The organism is Streptomyces roseoviridis (assembly GCF_039535235.1).
Taxonomy (GTDB): domain Bacteria; phylum Actinomycetota; class Actinomycetes; order Streptomycetales; family Streptomycetaceae; genus Streptomyces; species Streptomyces roseoviridis.
The window spans coordinates 7430018-7446670 of record NZ_BAAAWU010000001.1 but is presented as its reverse complement, the minus strand read 5'-3'; the positions used below and the strand labels follow the sequence as shown (position 1 = coordinate 7446670).

Genomic DNA, 16653 nt, shown 5'->3' with positions numbered 1-16653 from the left:
TACAGGGTGGGGGGTGCTGTGGGGTTCAGGCGTTTGCGTGGCGGGGGGTGACGGCCCGTCGGGGCCGGGCGTGATGGGCCGGCCGGTGCATCGGGGTGGCTTGGAGGCGGTACAGCCACAGGGAGGTGGTGGCGAGCAGGCTTGCGAAGACGGCCAGGAGGAGAAGGGAGACCCACATCTGCCGGCTTCCGGGGTGAGTCCATCCCGTCCAGGCCGCTGCAGCCGCCCACAACAGGACGCCGGCTGTGTAGAAGGAGCGGGTCCGGCGCAGCTGGCGTACGGCCCGCAGGGACATGGAGTGTTCGCTCTTCGGTGCCATGCCGGCCCGTGTACCCCCAAGCAGGCGATCCACCGGGGGGAAGGCTGGTGTGGTCTCTGGTCCGCTTGCCTGCCTGCCGTCCGGGCTTCCGCGTGATTTTTCGGTCCGGTGCTTCATTTTAGGGGCCTAGATATACTCTGGTATCAGACAGCACCACTACTAAGGTCAGGAATCGGCTTTTCGATCTAGCTCCCCCGCTACTGGACCGAGGCTTTGACCGGGTTCCGGTGAGGTTCACCGTAGCCGATCGCACGCCATCTACGTGCAGGTTTCCCGTTTCCAGCCCCATAGAGCCCAGGAGAAGGCAGACAGATATGTCGATCACGAGCCGAACCGATCAGCGTGAGGCGGCGCAGCAGGAAGCCATTGACGCGGTTGTCCGTGCCCTCGAATTGCCTGCAAGATCGCTTGCGCCCGGGAGGGGTCTGCGGACTCAGGTGATCATGGCGACCGGGTCCGGGAAGACCCGGGTCGCGGCCCGCAGCGCGGAGAAGCTCCGTGCGGGCCGTGTGCTGGTCCTCGTCCCCTCACTGGACCTGCTCACCCAGACCGAGGCCGCGTGGCGCGTGGCCGGCCGCACGGGCCCGATGATCGGGGTCTCGTCCCTGCGGGGCGAGGACGTGTCCTTCCCCAACACCACGGACGTGGACGAGCTGGTCGACTGGGTGCGGCCCTTCGACAAGGTCACCGCGTTCGCCACGTACGCCTCCCTCGGGCTGGGCACGCTGGAGCGCGCACACGCCGCCGGCCTTCCCAGGTGGGACCTGATCGTGGTCGATGAGGCGCACCGAACTTCGGGGCGGCTGGGCAAGCCGTGGGCGGTCGTCCACGACAACACCCGTATCCCGTCACTGCGCCGCCTCTACATGACCGCCACGCCCCGCCTGTGGCAGCTGGACGAGGACGCCGACCAGGGCGCGCCAGGTGAGCTCGTGGCGAGCATGGAGGACGACCCGGACGGGCCCTTCGGCAGCCGGGCGTTCACCCTGACCCTGTCGGAGGCGATCGACCGGGGAATCTGTGCCCCCTACCAGGTGGTGTGCGTGGACATCACCGACACCCAGCTCCAGGCCGCGCAGCTCCTGGGCGCCGAAGGCCGCTCGGACGAGGTCCGCGGAGCCCGGCTCGCAGCCCTCCAGACCGCGCTGCTCAAGGCGTCGGCCGAGGAAGGCTTCCGCAGGACGCTGGTCTTCCACCACGTCGTCAAGGAAGCCGAAGCGTTCGCGACCGGCCTGCCCGACGTCGCCACGCAGCTGCACGCCGCGGACCCCGAGCTGTACCCCAAGACGATCTGGGCGGACTGGCTGTGCGGCGACCACAAGCCGGGCCACCGGCGGCGGGTCCTCGATGAGTTCGCCTCCGGCATCGCCACGGACGGCACGGTGGTGGAAAAGGGCTTCCTGGGCTCGGTGAAGGTACTCGGGGAAGGCGTGGACACCCGGGAATGTGACTCGGTCTACTGGGCCGACGTCCGCGGCTCCATGCCCGACCTCGTCCAGGCCGTCGGCCGCGCGCTGCGGATGCACCCGGGCGAAGGCAAGGTCGCGTCCCTCGTGGTGCCGGTGCTCCTCGGGCCCGGCGAGACACCGGACAACATGCTGACCTCCAGGGCGTTCGGTGGGCTGGCCAAGCTCCTGGAGGCGCTCAGGGCGCACGACGCTCGAGTGGTGGAGCAGCTCGCCGAGCAGCAGGCCCAGAGCCGTGTCAGGGGCGTTCAGAGCCGCAGCGGGGGCCAAGAGAGCCGGGGTGAGGGGAACGGGTCCGGCGGGCCGTCGGCGCCCGCGCGGAAGCTGTTGAAGTTCTCGACGCCGCGCGACCCGGCGCAGCTGGCGGCGTTCATCAACCTGCGGGTCCTCAACCCCGAGCACGAGCACTGGCGGCGCGGGGTGGAGGCCGCCGTCATCTTAGCGCGCGAGCACGGCGACCTTCGCGTGCCGTTCACGTACCGCGTGCCGGAGGGCGAGGAGGCGGAGGGGATCGGGTGGCCGGCCTCGCTCGCCAACTTCCCGCTCGGGCAGTGGATCGCCGACGCTCGCCGGTTCTACGCCCGCGGGGACATGGACGAAGACCGCATCGCGCAGCTGGAGAAGCTCGGCATGGTGTGGAGCCACTACGACGTCGCATGGGAGGAGGGCCTGTCCGCCGCGCGCGGGTGGGCCGAGGTGAACGGGCACCTCCTGGCCCCGCTCGATGCCACGCACCAGGGCTACCGGGTGGGCACCTGGCTGAAGAACGCCCGCGCCGCCGCCCGGCGCGCCCAGGAACTCGAACAGCGCCAGGCCGAGGGTCTGCCGGTGGAGTCCTGGTCCGGCGCCCTGTCGCAGGAGCGGCGCGAGCAGCTGGAGGACATCGACCCCTCCTGGTGCCCGGCCTGGCCGGTGGAATGGCAACGCGCCTTCCACCTCGTCCGGCTCCACCTCGAGGAGGCCGGCGGCACACTGCCGACCGAGCCCGGCGAGGTCATGCACCAGGGCGAGGACCTCGGGCGATGGGTGCGGGCGCAGCGGCTCGGCTGGGACAACCTCACCACCGTGCAGCAATGGATGTGTGAGCACGTCCTCGGGATCACACCCGCCACCGAGGAGGAGAAGCCGAAACCGCGCCGGTCGCAGGCCGACAAGTGGGCCATGAACTACGCCGCCGCCCGCCAGTTCTACGAGCGCGAGGGGCACCTACAGGTGCCGCGCAAGCACATCGAACGGATCATCGTCGGCGAAGACCAGGAGCAGCGGGAGGAACGAGAGATCCGGCTCGGGGCATGGGTCGGGAACCAGCGCTCCCGGGCGGCGACGCTGTCCCCGGAACGCGTGAAGCTGCTGTCCACGATCGGGATGCGGTGGGCGTAGTCACAGCGGTCCCGGTCGTATGAGTGCCGGGCAGACCGGGTGGTCCGTGCTCAGAAGGGAGGTTCGTCGCTGTACGCCTGCTGACTGCTGATCTTCTTCTGTAGCGCTCCGGAGGCCCAAGGATCATCCTGTGGCTGCTGCGAAGCACCCCACCCCCCCTGAGGGCGCATTGCTCCCCCAGCCTCCCGCCGGGGTGCGCGGCAGTGAGGCCTCCGGAACCGGCGCTAGCGGACGGCGTCGTGGACGAGGCGCAGTCGGAGGGGCACGCCAGGTCTTCTCCCGGCGGAGCTCTCCCGCCTCGCCCTGGGCTCGGTACCAGAAGGACAGCACTGGGATGCCGGTTGCGTCTGTCGTGACCCGTTCCTTCGGCTTATCGGGATGCTCACCCAGGGGCTCGTAGCCTGCGTCAGCCAGCGCTGTCTGGAGTTTGCAGAAACTGGCAGGCAGGGGCAGACGACGTGGGAGAACTGACGCAACGGACTGCATGTGTCGGCCCCGCCGGCCAGCCGCTTCGAGAGGCGGGCATGGGACAGATCGAGCAGGGTTTGGAGCGCGCGTTGCGCACCCGGCCCGTTCCCTCAAGCACCGAGGCCCGCCTGCGTTTTCTGCTGGCGGCGCATCGGGGTTCCACCCGGCAGGTGGCCGCCGTGCTGGGGGTCTCGCAGCGCACCGTGCAGCGGTGGGTGACGATGAAACCAGGAGCGCGTCGTCCCCCGGGTCCGACGCAGGTGCGAGCGATCGAGGAAGCGGTCCTGGCTCGGTGGCAGCCGCGAGTACGGGCCCGTCGGCGTGCCCAGGCAGAGGCGGAGGGGTTCGTCTTCCATACCAGGGCGCGATTCGGGTTCGCGGCTCCTGCAGGGTCCTCGGACGACCCGCGGGTGCGGTGGATCACCCAGGACCTGCCGGGAGAGGTAGCCCGGGAGCTCTTCGCCGCACGGGATGCCGGCGCGGGCGAGCAGCAGCAGACGGTGATCCTCGCCCGCGCGCTGGGACACGCCTACTTTCGCGATTGGGGCCGCCGGGCCCACGGTCTGCACATCGCATTCAGCGACGTCGCGTTCGCCGAAATCTCGATCGGCTGAGCCCGGCCCGTCGCGTCACAGGTCAGGGTGTTCAGCGTCGTGAGGGCCTGACGCGACTGGTCGGAACTGCTTCGTACCTCTCGGCTTCCTTCCGCTCGCGCCAGTCCCACTCCACACGGCCGACCGGGCCTTTGCGGCGAGCCGCGGGCGGCTGGGGCGGGCGCAGCCTGGCCGTCTCCGCCACGCGGAGCAGGTGCCCACGGTCACCTGGCCCGACGAGCAGCTCCTGGTCCTCACCGGAGGTAAGCCGGGTGAAACAAGCCGAGGCCCGCAGGAAGACGCCCGCCCAGGGCGGTACGGGGTGGGCGGCGCAGCCGTCGGTGTAGCGGGCGCGGTCGTGCAGGGCGAGCGTGGCCGCGGCGGTGTCGTAGTCGCGGGGGCGGGCGGTGGCAAGTTGCTGGAGGGAGGCGCCGGTGAACAGTGCGGCGGCGACGGCCGCGGCCAGGCGCGGATGTGCGGTCGCCGCGTGCAGTCGGTGGGCGACTTGCTGGGCGGTGTGCGCGGTGAGAGGAGCGGGCGGTGGGCGGTGCCGCCAGGCGATCGGGGGCGGGGTGCACGGGTCGGTGCAGGGGCGGGGGCTGTCGTAGGAGATGAGGCGGTCCAGTGCGGGCAGGGTGAGCCACCGGCCGGTCGGCCCGGCGGGCTCGTCTGCGAGTGGGGGTTCGGTGACCGGTGTGCCGTAGTAGTGGCGGCGGGCTGCGTCGAAGTCGGTGGTGAGGGAGTAGTCGGCCGTCTGCAGGGCCTGGTGCAGGGCGGCGGGAAGATGGGGGCGATGGCAGACCAGAGTCAGGTGGATCCCGGTGAGGGCATGCAGCTCCAGGAGGCGCATCGTGCGGCGGGCGGTGAGGCGGTGGGCGCGCAGGACGGTCAGCCGGGTAACGGGCAGGGCGGTCATCCAGGCGTTGGCGGCTTCCCAGGCGGGCTGGCGCCCGGCGGGAAAGCGGCCCGGGAGCAGGGGCGGTTTGCCCAGGGCGGCGAGAAGGTCGTGGGCAAGGCCGGTCTCGCTGGTGGTGCCGGGGCCGGGGTGCAGGGTGATCCGGCCGGACGACGGGTGGTGGGCGGCCAGAGCGGTGTGCGTGTGCAGCGTGTCGTCGTGACGGTCGAGAACCACGGTGACGGAAGGCAGCGGCGGGGCGGGAGGCATTGACGGTGTGGTCAGGCGAGGCGGCTGAAGGCCCAGCGCAGCAGCTCTTGGTCGACGCGGGGGCGGCCGGTGCGTGCCAGGGCGGTGCGGGTGTGGGCGGTCAGCTGGGCCCAGGCGCGGAAGTTGCCATGTGCGGCGTGGCTGTCGGCGAACGTGATGTCCTCGGGGTCGGCGTCGGCCCAGACCGGGTGGAACAGCGGGATCACCTCGAGGACCTCGTCGGGGGTGAGGCGGGTGAACTGCTGCCAGATGAAGACACGGGAAGACAGCATCGGTTCGCGGCGCAGCACGGTGTGGCAGCCCGCGCCGCCGACGAAAATGATGGCGAGCTGGGTTGAGGGTTCGTCCCAGAGGTAGCGGAAGTATTCGAACGCCTCCCCGTTGAGCCACTGGGCCTCGTCGACGAGGAAGGTACGGGGGCGTTCGGCCAGGGCGGTCTTCAGCAGGCGGTCGAACTCGCTGGGGTGGCGCGGTGGCTCGCCGGCCAGGTCGAGCGCGGTGAACAACTCGTAGCGCACCGCACGGGCGGTGGGCCGGGCCCGGCAGTGGTGACCACGGAGGCGTCGGGCAGGTCGACGTACTGGTAGGTGGCCGCGCTCACGAGGCGTCTCCGTCTTCGTCGGTGGTGGGAGGTGCGGCCCGCCCGCCCGGGCCGTCCGGGGCGGAAGCACCGTCATGTCCATACGGGTACCGGACGGGCGGGCCTGGTGTGGTCAGTGCGGCCAGGGAGGCAGGGGTACGCCAGTCGGCCGGCGGCGCGGCAGGCGGAATGAGGTCCGGCAGCGCCAGTTTCGAGGCGTCGGTGTGCTCGGCGGCGGCCAGTTCGTCCCCGGCTTGAGCGCAGGTGAGGGCTCCCAGTCGCTGGGCCGGCCCGGCCGTGGTGGCCGGGGCGAAGCGCTGCCGGCGCAGCGTCTCGGCGGCTTTCACCTCGGCGCGCAGACGTCGGGCACGCTCAGCACGGGCTGTGCGCAGGGCTTTGAGTTGTTCGGGGGTAGCCGCGTCCGCGAGATGCGCGGGCCCGAGATACTTGCCGTTCGCGGCGCAGATGTCGATCTCGTGATCGTGGTGCGGCATGTAGCGCACGGTGACGGTACGGCCGGCCTGGCCGGTCATCCACGGGGCGATGTAGGTGCGCCCGCGCCACCGCTCCCCGTGGCTGGTCAGCTTCCGCGCCCGGCCGTCGTCCTCGAGGGTGAAGGTCCACAGGTCGGCGGCGGGGATGTCGGTGACAGGGGTCGGGTCGGCCTGCCATGCCTCGAGCGGCGTACGGCCGGAGAGCGCCTGGGGGCGGTGCTCGGTGTTCCACCAGTGGGTCCATGCCAGCACCTCCGCGGTGAAGTCCTGAAACGACATGGCACCGGACGTCTCCGGCTTGCGGACCGCGCCTTTGCTTCGCCGTCCTGAGCGGTGCTTCGTGGGTGTGAGGGTGTACCCGGGCAGGGCGGCGAACAGCATCCGGTCGACGGCCCGGTTGAGGTTTTCCACTGTGCCTTTGAGATGGGGGCTGTAGGCCGGCAGATCCTTCACCGTCACGCCCATCGTGCCGAACGCCGTGATGACGGCGGTGGACAGGAAGTCCTTGCCTCGGTCCACCCCCACCTGCTCCGGCGTCCCTCCCGCAGGACCGTAGGGCTCCTCGCGCAGCACAGCGGCACGCAGCGCCGCCAGCACGGAGGCACGGGAAGGGACGCCAGGAGTGACCGCGGTGCCGGTGATGACTTTGGTGGCGGTGTCGATGAACCAGGTCACCCACGGGCGCACCAGGTCACCATCGGCATCAACCAGCAGCGGTGCCTGGACGTGATCGGCCTCCCAGATGTGATTGCGCCAGGACGCCGCCCGCTTGCCGAAGACATCGTGGGCGCGTGCCGCGTCCGGTCCCGCGGCGAGACCGGCCCGCTCCCCCGCGGTGAGGTCACGGCGCACCGCGCGCAGGAACGTCGACAGCGACGGCACCGGGTCCAGCAACGGCACTGCGACCGGCGGGGCGCCCGCGGGAGAAGCCGCTGATGCAGCCGTGGTCGTCGGCTGACCGCCGTGGCCGTGTGGGCCGGTCTCGGCCCGGGCCACCAACTGGCGGTGGACCGCGGAAGCGTTGCCGTGCCAGTACGCCAGCAGCACCCGGATCTCCCTGGTGATCTTGAACCGGTCACCGCTGCGTTCCCCGGGGCGCAGCGCTGCCTGCGGCGAACGTGAGGCCTCAGCCAGCCATCGCCACACCGTCCGCTCCGACACGCCCAGGCACTCCCCGGCCAGGCGCACATGCCCCCGCGACAGGCGCCGCTCGGCGCGCAGCGCCAGCAGACGACGCACCGCCGGCGTCCGCAACGCCGTCAGGGCCTCCTTACCCAGAACACCCGCCGGATCGTCCGGCGGCGGCAGCGACTGTCCGTCCACGCCATGTCCCCTTCGTTCTCGTCCGCTTCCATGAGCACGCCCTCGTTCACCTCGTTGGAGCAGGTGAGGCCCCGTACATGAGCCTTTCGCGCAACGCGGACCGTCACGGGTAGGGGCCAAGACGCGCGCAGGCCTGCTCGATCAGCTCCCGGTCCACACGCCTTGCCGGATCGCGCTCGAGGGCCGCGTAGAGATGTGACGTGATCTTCGCCCACGTGCGGAGATTGCCGCGCGCCATCTGCTCGTCCACCCGCGCGAGGTCGTCCGGGTCCGCCTGCGCCCACACGGGATGGAACAGAGTCAGTGTCTGCGGCACTTGTGACGCCTCGAGCCGGCCGACCTGGTGCCAGGTCAGCACGCGCGAGCGCAGCGCCGAAGCGCGGGCCAGGGCGCGCTCGCTTCCCGCACCGCACAGCACCAGCGCCGCCGCACAGCCCGGCGCGTCCCACAGCTGCCGCAGATAGTCCAGCAGCGGCGGCGTCAGCCGCTGAGCGTCATCGACAAACAGCACACCCGGCTCGGCCAGTGCCCGCACCAGAGCCTGGCTGGCCGACCCGGCCCGGTGCGCAAGCGCCCCCGACTGCATCCCGAACGCTTCACACAGCGAGGCCCGAAGCTGCGGCAGACCGGGCGCCACACCGGCCACCATCCGCCACACCGGCACCCGGCCGGGCAGAAGACGCAACGCCTGCTCGACGGCGACCGTCTTCCCCAGGCCCGTGTCCCCGTACACACAGCACATCCCGCGCGCCGCGACCGTATGCCCCACCGCCTCCACAACAGCGGCCACCTGCCGAGTCGACACCAGCCGGGCCCCCGGCACGTACAAGCGCACGCCACCGCCCCGCGCGCCCGCATCCGGAGCCCCGCCCTCGGGAACAGGCCCGTCGGCGGGCGGCCCGTCGACAATCAGCGGACCACCCTGCCCGTCCATGAGCCCCAGATCCGCCAGCGCCCGGTCATACCGGCTGGGCTCCAGCCCGGCCCGGGCCCCTGCCGGACGCGCCACTTCAAGAACCCGGCCCGCCCTCAGATCCCGCTTGATCACCCGGTGCAGTGTCGGCAGCGAGGGCACACACTGCGCACCCCACCCCTCCAGCGTCCCCTCTTCCTGGGCCTGGATCATCCTGCGGCGCAACTCCGCGACGTTCCCGCCGACCTGCGCGAGGGTCTCCCACAAAGCGTCACTCAGCGAAAACCCGTCCTGTCGCGGCCGTGCCTCGACGAAGCCCCGGCGCCCATCGGCCAGCCACCGCCACACCGTCCGCTCCGACACACCCGCCAGCTCCGCCGCGATCCGCACATGCAGCGCAGTCAGCGTTCCCTGCCCGTCCACCGCGAGAAGCCGGCGTACCACCACACCCCGCGCCAACGACACACGCCCGGCCGGCACAGCCCCAGCCGATCCTGCCCCGCCCTCGGCCACACCCGCCGCCCCGTGAACCGTCATACAGCCCAGCCCACCCGACCCCGCCCGCCCCTCACACAGGAACAGCGAAACTCATGACAGCCGCAACCAGACCTGCTAGCCACCCAGCATCAGCCGCTTGGTCATCACATGACAGCAAGCACAACCCGTCCCGCGCCCTCTACCAGGACATCCGCATCACGATCCCGCTGACGCCCACCCACTGCCACCCCACCACCCACTCACACCTGGCGCCGGGCCAACGCGTTCTTCGCCGCCCACGGCATGACCGTCGAACGCGTCCTGACCGACAACGGCGCCTGCTACAAGTCGAAGCTCTTCACCCAGAACCTCGCCTCAGCCGGTATCGTCCATAAAAAGATCCGGCCCTACCGGCCGCAGACCAACGGCAAAGCGGAACGCTTCAACCGCACCCTCCTGGACGAGTGGGCCTACCTGCGGCCCTACACCTCGAACACCGAGCGGGCCGAAGCCCTGGCAGACTTCCTCCACACCTACAACCACCACCGCTGCCACACCGCACTCGACGGACACCCCCCCATCAGCCGCGTCAACAACGCTCCGGGTCAATGCACCTAGGTGTGCACCCCGTACTGCTGCGCCAGGGCCGTGACCGTCTCCGCGAGGGCGGCGCGCAGTTCGGGTGGTCCGAGCACCTCGGCGTCCGCGCCCATGCGCAGGAGGTCGCCGACCGCGACGGCGGCGGATTCGACCGGGAGGGCGATCCGTACCCATCCTTCCGCGTCGGCCGGGCCGGCCTGTGCGAGCGCCCGTTCCCCCGCGGCGCCGAACCTCATCGGGAGCAGCCGCCGCCCGCGGGGCGAGAGCCGCAGGTCGGCGGTCTGCTGGTGGAGGGCGGCGTCGAGACGGTCGGTGGACACGCGCCAGTAGGCTGCGAGTTCGAAGTCTGCGGGCCGCTCGAAGTCGTCTGCGGTGGTGTCCACGGCCAGGAACCGCGAGACGCGGTAGGTACGCACCGCCCCCTCAGTCTGGGCCACGAGGTACCAGATGCCGCCTTTGAGGACGAGGCCGAGCGGATGCAGTTCGCGGTGCACCTCGCCGCGCCACCGGCGGTAGTGGGTGCGCAGGATCCGCTGGTCCCAGACGGCCTGGGCGATCTGAGCGAGGTGCGGCACGGGGTCGGCGTCCCGGAACCAGGCGGGGGCGTCGAGGTGGAAGCGGTCCTGAATCTGCCTGGCCCGGCCGGCGAGCGCGGCGGGCAGCGCGGCCTGGAGCTTCAGCTGGGCGGCGGCCAGGTCGGCACCGAGGCCGAGCTCCCGGGCCGGGCCCGGGGCGCCGGCGAGGAAGAGGGAGGCGGCCTGGGTATCAGTGAGGCCCGTGAGGCGGGTGCGGTAGCCGTCCGCCAACCGGTATCCGCCGTCCGGGCCGCGGTCGGCGAGGACGGGGACTCCGCAGGCGCCGAGGGCTTCGATGTCCCGGTAGATGGTGCGGACGGACACCTCCAGCGCGTCGGCGAGTTCGGGCGCGGTCATCCGGCCGCGGTTCTGGAGCAGCAGGAGCAGGGAGAGAAGCCGGTCGGCGCGCATGGCGGCCATTGTCGCGGTACGGGATGCCGTACCTGACAGGAGGTGTCAGGTACGGCTGCCAGGCTGAGGGCATGCCGGGCGGAGGAGACCGACCGGCCAGCCGAGAGGATGACGCATGCCCACGCCGACCACCGGTGAGACGACCGGCCGTTTCACCTTCGCCGACTGGCAGGAGCAGCCCGTCGGCTCCCCGGCTTCCACCCCGAGCCTCGCCCACGCCACGGTCACCAACGCCTTCTCCGGCGGGATCGAGGCGGCCGCGACCTCCTGCTCGTACACGATCGCCTACACCGGGGAGAACGTCGGCACCTACTCGGGCATGGAACTGCTCTCGGGCGGCGTCGAGGGCCGCAAGGGCACCTTCGTCCTGGAGGAGCGCGGCGGCTTCGACGCCACCGGCACCACCTGCCGTTTCGAGGTGGTCCCCGGCTCGGGAACCGGGGAGCTGGCCGGCCTGACGGGCTCCGGCGGGTTCACCTACCGCCACGGGGACACCTCCGTCGCGTACACCTTCACGTACGCGATCGTCTGAGCTCCCGGCCCGGGTGGCGCACCTGCGCCACCCGGGCCGGGACGCCCCTCTCGGCATCGCCTTCAGGGACGGCCCGCCGGTGGCCCTGATGTACTGGTCGGACCACAGTGCCGCTCCGTCCGGCCGAAGCGGCGCTCGTGCCCTCTGCCGGCCGCCCCGCACCGCCCGGGGCGGCCGGCGATCGACAACCACCGTCAGCCCCGCGGCCCTGGAGAACTCCACCGGCCTGGCCGCGGCCCGCGAAAGCGGTCTGTTCACCCCGGTCCACGACGCGTTCTGGGCGGCCGCCCGCGAAGCCAGAGGCCGGGCGGAAGGCACCCGGGCCCTTATCGACGTCCTCCTTCTGCACCGTCGGCTGCCCGGCGAGGCCGTGGTCGCGGGCATGAACGCGGTCCTCCAGGCCGGGTCGGTCTCCCCGGACCTCGTCGCGATCGAGGCCCGCAAGGCCGTCGCCGCCGGCGGCGGACCACCGCCCGTCGTCACCACCCCGCCCTCGAACGCCACCGCCGCCGAAGACGGGCCCGAAGACCAGGACACCGTCTCCGCGCAGGTCATCTCCCTGCCCGCACGTCGTCCTGAACTGCCACCGGACACCCGGCCGGAACCCTCGCTGGCCGCCTACGGCCAGCTGCTCTCTATCCAACCGAAAGGCTCAGCATGACGCAGAGCACCTCCTCCGCCCCGGCGACCACGGGGCGGTGGGGCTCCTTCGGCCTGCCCGCTCAGCGCGGGGCCGACCCGTCGGCCACGATCGACGCGGCCTGCCGGAACCTGGGCCTGTCAACGATCCGCGGCCGCTGGGAGGAGTTCGCCGCCCAGGCCCTGCGCGAGCACGCGTCCTGCGCGGACTTCCTGGCCGAGCTTCTGGAGAGCGAGTGCGAGGACCGCGACGAGCGGCGCAAGTTCCGCCGGGTCAAAGAGGCGGGCTTCCCTCGCAACAAGCGCATCGAGGACTTCGACTTCTCGAAGAACCCCAACGTCCCGCCCGAGGTCATCAGCACCCTCGCCCAGCCCGCCTGGGTCCAGGCCGGCAACCCGCTCTGCCTGATCGGCGATTCCGGCACCGGCAAGTCCCACCTGCTGATCGGGCTGGGCACCGTGATCGCGGAGGCCGGTGGCCGCGTCCGCTACACGACCGCGGCGAACCTGGTGAACGAGCTGGCCGAGGCCGCCAGCGACAAGCAGCTTGGGCCGCACGATCAAGAAGTACGGCCGGGTGGACCTGCTCTGCCTCGACGAGCTCGGCTACGTCAAGCTCGACCGGCGCGGCGCCGAGCTGCTGTTCCAGCTCTTCACCGAACGCGAGGAACGGCACGCGATCGCGATCGCATCGAACAGGCCGTTCACTGAGTGGGACCAGACCTTCACCGACAAGCGGCTCTGCCAGGCCATTGTCGACCGCCTCACGTTCGAGGCCCACATCATCGAGACCGGCACTCAGTCCTTCCGCCTCGCCAGCACCACCGCCAAGCGCAAAGCGGCCGCGGCCTGATCGCGAGAACGGACCACCGCCGGGCCTACCGGCTCAAAGAAGCCAGGTCGTTGGGGACGACGACACTGCCACCGCCTGACGAGAGCGGTCTCGTGGTGAGAGCGACGGCTGAAGCTCTCGCTCTCACCGCCTATTGCAGGGTCGACAAGCGAGACCCCGCGCGGGGCCCGAGCGGCTCACTGAGAGACTGCAACGAGTTGAGTCTCTTGGGCGGGGGCGGGATATGAACCGAAGACTGTTCGGTCTGGCATGCACGCTGATCCTGACGGCATCGGTGAGTGCGACCGGCTGCGGCCGCTACTCCCCATGCCCTGGGGCAGGCCAGCGGCCAGAGGGACTCAGCACGAAGGATCTGGCCGGCACCTATCAAAGCTCTGCCGGACGCTTGGCCCTCGACAACGACGGGACGTTCAGCACCGTCGGGTGGCCCACAGATCTTGACGGAGCCACCGGTGACACGAAGGCCAGAACCGGAAGCGGAACGTGGAAGCTGGCTGCCGTCAACGACTCCGGCTGGCCTGTCTCCTTCACCTTCCACAAGATCAGCGGCTACTGGGACAGCGACGTCAACGGTGGGTACTACGGAGACGGTCTCTACGTCAGCGGCAGTCGCGAGAATCCATACCTCTACGGATACGTCGGCGACCCCGACAGCTGTGAACTCGACACCTTCACACGCGACAGCTGAGACGCGTTTCCCACGGCCTCTGCCGATGAACCTTCATGTCGTTCGTACGTGAGCCAGTACTTCGACAGCGACCCAATAAGGCGCCGGCCCGTCCGCAAACCTGTCAGGGGGAAGCAGCCGGGCGGGCTCCGTGGACCCACGCTACCGGCCGCCGCGGACCGCCGTCCGTACCTGACCGCCTCCGCCCCAGGACGCCCGCGAAACGTCACCCGATCGAGGGGTGGGGCCACTCCAAACCGTTCCCCTTTGGCACTGCCCTGACCTGTCACCCACACGGCTCAAAAGTGGGGGCCAGACGAAACCGTTCCGGTGGAGCCACTGGAGACCGTCGCAGACACACGGAGCGTTCCGGGGCCTGGGAGCCCTGGCTCCAGTCCCAGTACGGCAGAACCACCGAGCGGTCGATGCGCTGCAGCGCCTTCTCGAAGCGAGCGAGGTACACACACATCGAGGGCAGGAAGGCCGGGACCCTGTGCCAGTGATTCGCGTGGGTGTAGTGCGTGGCCACCATGTTGTTGTAGTGGTGCCGGAGTGGAGCTGGCAGACGGCGTTCACGAACCTCGCCAGTTGCGCACGGCTCAGCTCCCGAATCTCGGGGCGGATGACCACCGCGGTCGGTGCCGCCGCGCTGGAAGTCGAGGTGCTGCCGAAACCCAGCCCCGCTCCGATGGCGGCAACCGCTCCGACCTTCAGCATCTCGCGCCTTTCAAGGGCTCATAGGTGCCGCCGCCTCTCATCGTGAGCCGCTGGCGTGTCCAATGGTCCGAGGCCCAAGGACCGTGTTCGTTCAGGGATGCGCGGGCTCGACCTCATCTTGCCGGGCGCGGGGTGGATGCCAGTCCGCACGCGGGCTGTGACAGAGAAGCCCCGGCTCGCGGCCGGTGGCGATGGCTTCGTCGTAGGCGCGAAGGTGCGTGAAGGGTGGAGCGGCCGACGCCGAGGTGGTGGGCGATGGAGGTGACCGGCTCCTTCGCGTCGCGGCGGCGCAGGTCGACGGCGAGCATGTCGCCGTCGACGGCCGGCCAGCGGGTCCTCCAGCCCCTCAGGGGCGCGTGGACGGCCCTCACCGTCTTGCGCGGGCGTCCCCACGTGGGGTGGTTCGTCGTTTGGGTGCCCCGCTGAAAGGGCCGGGCGACGCTTGGGCGTCCGGTCGACTTCGACGAGGTGGTCAAGCTCAAGTGGTGGTCCGTGGTCGGTCTGCACCCAGCGGGCTGCGGGTCCCGAAGGAGTGGTGAAGACGGCCGGCTGCGAACCGGCGCAATGGGACTGAATCATGACGATAGTTGGGACCTATCGTAAGGTGGGAGCTTCCCCGCCCGCGGCATTCGGGCGGACACTTGTCCGCGCCGCACTGCTTTGATCTTTCCGCGGACACACAGCGAGGAGTTTGGCGCCATGCCGGTACTCAGCCTTGCCCCACACGCTTGATCGCGCTGCCGGGTAGCCGTATCCGCGTTCGACACCTGTCGGTCAGGTTCGCCGGCACTGTCGGCAGGGCGGCTGCGGCACTTGCGAGAACCGACGTGTGCCCGATTCTGCGGCGGCGGGGAAACGCGGTCGGTGAGACTCACCGATCTAGCGTCTCCCCGTTACCTCGCGGTCGGCGAGCACGAGGTGGTGGAGCCGGCACGGCGCGCGGCCACCGCCGCGCACGCGCCTCGCACTTCCCGTTCCCCGCCCCCGGGCGGTCCGCCCCCCACACACACGAAGGACAGCGATGAAGCACTCCATACGGCTGGGTCTTGTCGGCACCGCGACGGCGGTGCTCATGACAGCGGTACCGGCGGCGCACGCCGTGTCCGCAAGCCATCCCACCAAGGCGCGGTACACGGCCGCGGTGACCACGCTCCGCTATGACGTGAGCCGGGCCGGGGGCTGGGAGCAGGCGATCGCGGCAGCAGTCGCAGCCTGGAACAACAACGTCAGCAACGTCGAGCTGGTCAAGGCCGCGCCCGGTACCCGGGCCGAGATCGCGATCGTGGCCACCACCGGCTGGCCACAGGCCACCCTCGGCCCGGTCCGGCCGGGTGGCCAGGTCCGGCTCGAACTCGGCAGTCAGGCGGTCGCCCAGGGATACGACAAGACCCGCATCGTCGCCCACGAGCTCGGCCACAACCTGGGCCTGCCGGACACCAAGCCCGGCCCGTGCTCCCAGCTGATGTCGGGCTCCAGCGCCGGTACCAGCTGTAAGAACGCCGTGCCCGACGCGACTGAACGCTCGCGGGTCGACAGCGCGTACGCGACCGGCATCACGGCACAGGCTCCGGCTCGCGGCCGCGTGCTGGTGGAGGCGCCCTGACCGCTTGTTCCGGATGCGACGTTGCCCGATCGCGATCCTCGCGGTCGGGCATCTCGCTTCATGCCCCGTCGTGGCCGCGCAGTGGGGCACATCAAGGAAAGGTGGATGCCGGCCGGCAACAGGTGCGTCGGATGCGGGGCCGGTCCTGGCGCCTCAGGTTCCGTGGCCGGCGCGCACCGAAGGGGGCTGTGCACCGGTTCCGGTGCACAGCCCCCTTCGTTCCCTATGAGCGTTGAGGCGGGTCAGTTGGTGTTCAGGGTGAGGCTGTAGCGGCGCAGGGCGTCGTCGAGCGGCTGGAAGTAGGAGGTGCCCTGGCTGTAGACGCCGCCGGTGCACTTCTGGCCGCTGGGGCCGCCGGAGGTCATGCCCTGGGCCTGGTGGCCGGAGATGTAGGCGCCCCCGCTGTCGCCTCCCTCGCTGCAGACGGTGGAGCTGGCCAGACCCGAGACCGTGGTGTTGCCGTAGTTCACGGTGGCGTTGTACGACTTGACCTTGCCGCAGGTCCAGCCGGTGGTGCGGCCCGACTTGCACAGGTCAGCTCCCGATGCGGCGCGGCTGCTGCCCTTGACCGCGACGGTCCCGGCCTTCCCGTAGGTGGTGACGGCGGTGGCGATCGAGTGACCGGAGTTCAGGGCCGCGATGCCCATGTCGACGCTCGACTGGCCGGACATGTTGACGCCGTCGACCCGCGCCTCGGGGAAGCGGTCCGCCATCAGGCCGAGCAGATAGCCCCAGCCGCAGCCCAAGTCCAAGATCCGGTTCACCGTGCGACGCCCAGTCGACAGACCCGCGAGTTCGAGTTGCCTCTCGAAGTAGCGTTCCCCGGCTTCGTCAAGGGAGACAGGACGCGGGGACTGCGGGTGCTCGCAGATGCCCCA

13 protein-coding genes and 3 pseudogenes are annotated in these 16653 nt (G+C 70.7%); 8 read left to right on the top strand and 8 right to left on the bottom strand.

Features of this window, described 5'->3' with window-relative positions:
* Nucleotides 1–25 precede the first annotated feature (25 nt).
* Nucleotides 26–319 (bottom strand): hypothetical protein, encoded by a 294-nt coding sequence (locus ABD954_RS33510; RefSeq protein WP_345483598.1) that lies wholly within the window; start codon nt 317–319, stop codon nt 26–28.
* Between the two features lie 314 nt (nt 320–633).
* Between ABD954_RS33510 and ABD954_RS33505 the strand changes: the two genes are divergently transcribed.
* Both ABD954_RS33505 and tpg read left to right on the top strand, forming a co-directional pair.
* Complete coding sequence (locus tag ABD954_RS33505; RefSeq protein ID WP_345483599.1) at nt 634–3165, top strand: DEAD/DEAH box helicase; 2532 nt, start codon at nt 634–636, stop codon at nt 3163–3165.
* Between the two features lie 524 nt (nt 3166–3689).
* Complete coding sequence (gene tpg / locus ABD954_RS33500) at nt 3690–4247, top strand: telomere-protecting terminal protein Tpg (protein WP_345483600.1); 558 nt, start codon at nt 3690–3692, stop codon at nt 4245–4247.
* A 31-nt stretch (nt 4248–4278) separates the two neighbouring features.
* Here tpg and ABD954_RS33495 read toward each other — a convergent pair whose 3' ends face one another.
* The 4 genes from ABD954_RS33495 to ABD954_RS33480 all read right to left on the bottom strand — a co-directional run bounded on the left by ABD954_RS33495 (nt 4279) and on the right by ABD954_RS33480 (nt 9181).
* The gene (locus ABD954_RS33495) at nt 4279–5358 is read right to left on the bottom strand and encodes a hypothetical protein (protein WP_345483601.1); all 1080 of its coding nucleotides are present in this window, start codon (nt 5356–5358) and stop codon (nt 4279–4281) included.
* A gap of 44 nt (nt 5359–5402) precedes the next feature.
* Entirely contained in the window at nt 5403–5909 is a 507-nt protein-coding gene (locus ABD954_RS33490) for an AAA family ATPase (RefSeq protein ID WP_345483602.1), read from the bottom strand.
* A gap of 79 nt (nt 5910–5988) precedes the next feature.
* The gene (locus ABD954_RS33485) at nt 5989–7704 is read right to left on the bottom strand and encodes a Mu transposase C-terminal domain-containing protein (RefSeq protein ID WP_382746112.1); all 1716 of its coding nucleotides are present in this window, start codon (nt 7702–7704) and stop codon (nt 5989–5991) included.
* A gap of 187 nt (nt 7705–7891) precedes the next feature.
* Nucleotides 7892–9181, bottom strand: coding sequence for an AAA family ATPase (locus ABD954_RS33480; RefSeq protein ID WP_345483604.1), 1290 nt, complete (start codon nt 9179–9181; stop codon nt 7892–7894).
* A gap of 264 nt (nt 9182–9445) precedes the next feature.
* Here ABD954_RS33480 and ABD954_RS33475 point away from each other — a divergent pair.
* A pseudogene (locus ABD954_RS33475) lies at nt 9446–9796 on the top strand (integrase core domain-containing protein); the annotation flags it as partial.
* On the opposite strand, the gene ABD954_RS33470 reads toward ABD954_RS33475, so the two are convergent.
* A complete protein-coding gene (locus tag ABD954_RS33470; protein WP_345483605.1) occupies nt 9793–10764 on the bottom strand; it encodes a helix-turn-helix transcriptional regulator in 972 nt (323 codons plus the stop codon). The pseudogene ABD954_RS33475 and the gene ABD954_RS33470 overlap by 4 nt on opposite strands.
* A gap of 115 nt (nt 10765–10879) precedes the next feature.
* Here ABD954_RS33470 and ABD954_RS33465 point away from each other — a divergent pair, with 115 nt between their 5' ends.
* The 4 genes and pseudogenes from ABD954_RS33465 to ABD954_RS33450 all read left to right on the top strand — a co-directional run bounded on the left by ABD954_RS33465 (nt 10880) and on the right by ABD954_RS33450 (nt 13476).
* Nucleotides 10880–11296, top strand: a complete 417-nt coding sequence (locus tag ABD954_RS33465; RefSeq protein ID WP_345483606.1) for a DUF3224 domain-containing protein — start codon at nt 10880–10882, stop codon at nt 11294–11296.
* 13 nt (nt 11297–11309) lie between these two features.
* Nucleotides 11310–11957, top strand: a complete 648-nt coding sequence (locus tag ABD954_RS33460) for a hypothetical protein (RefSeq protein ID WP_345491849.1) — start codon at nt 11310–11312, stop codon at nt 11955–11957.
* Nucleotides 11954–12788 (top strand): annotated as a pseudogene (gene istB, locus ABD954_RS33455) (IS21-like element helper ATPase IstB). The gene ABD954_RS33460 and the pseudogene istB overlap by 4 nt, the downstream one beginning before the upstream one ends.
* A 385-nt stretch (nt 12789–13173) precedes the next feature.
* Nucleotides 13174–13476: a hypothetical protein gene (locus ABD954_RS33450; protein WP_345491847.1), complete on the top strand. Its 303-nt coding sequence runs from the start codon at nt 13174–13176 to the stop codon at nt 13474–13476.
* Between the two features lie 265 nt (nt 13477–13741).
* Here the strand turns inward: ABD954_RS33450 and ABD954_RS33445 are convergent, their stop codons facing one another.
* Nucleotides 13742–14020 (bottom strand): tyrosinase family protein, encoded by a 279-nt coding sequence (locus tag ABD954_RS33445; protein ID WP_345492643.1) that lies wholly within the window; start codon nt 14018–14020, stop codon nt 13742–13744.
* 1173 nt (nt 14021–15193) lie between these two features.
* Here ABD954_RS33445 and ABD954_RS33440 point away from each other — a divergent pair.
* Nucleotides 15194–15775, top strand: coding sequence for a snapalysin family zinc-dependent metalloprotease (locus ABD954_RS33440; protein ID WP_345491845.1), 582 nt, complete (start codon nt 15194–15196; stop codon nt 15773–15775).
* Nucleotides 15776–16017: 242 nt separating this feature from the next.
* Here ABD954_RS33440 and ABD954_RS33435 read toward each other — a convergent pair.
* Nucleotides 16018–16440 (bottom strand): annotated as a pseudogene (locus tag ABD954_RS33435) (S1 family peptidase); the annotation flags it as partial.
* Between the last annotated feature and the right edge of the window lie 213 nt (nt 16441–16653).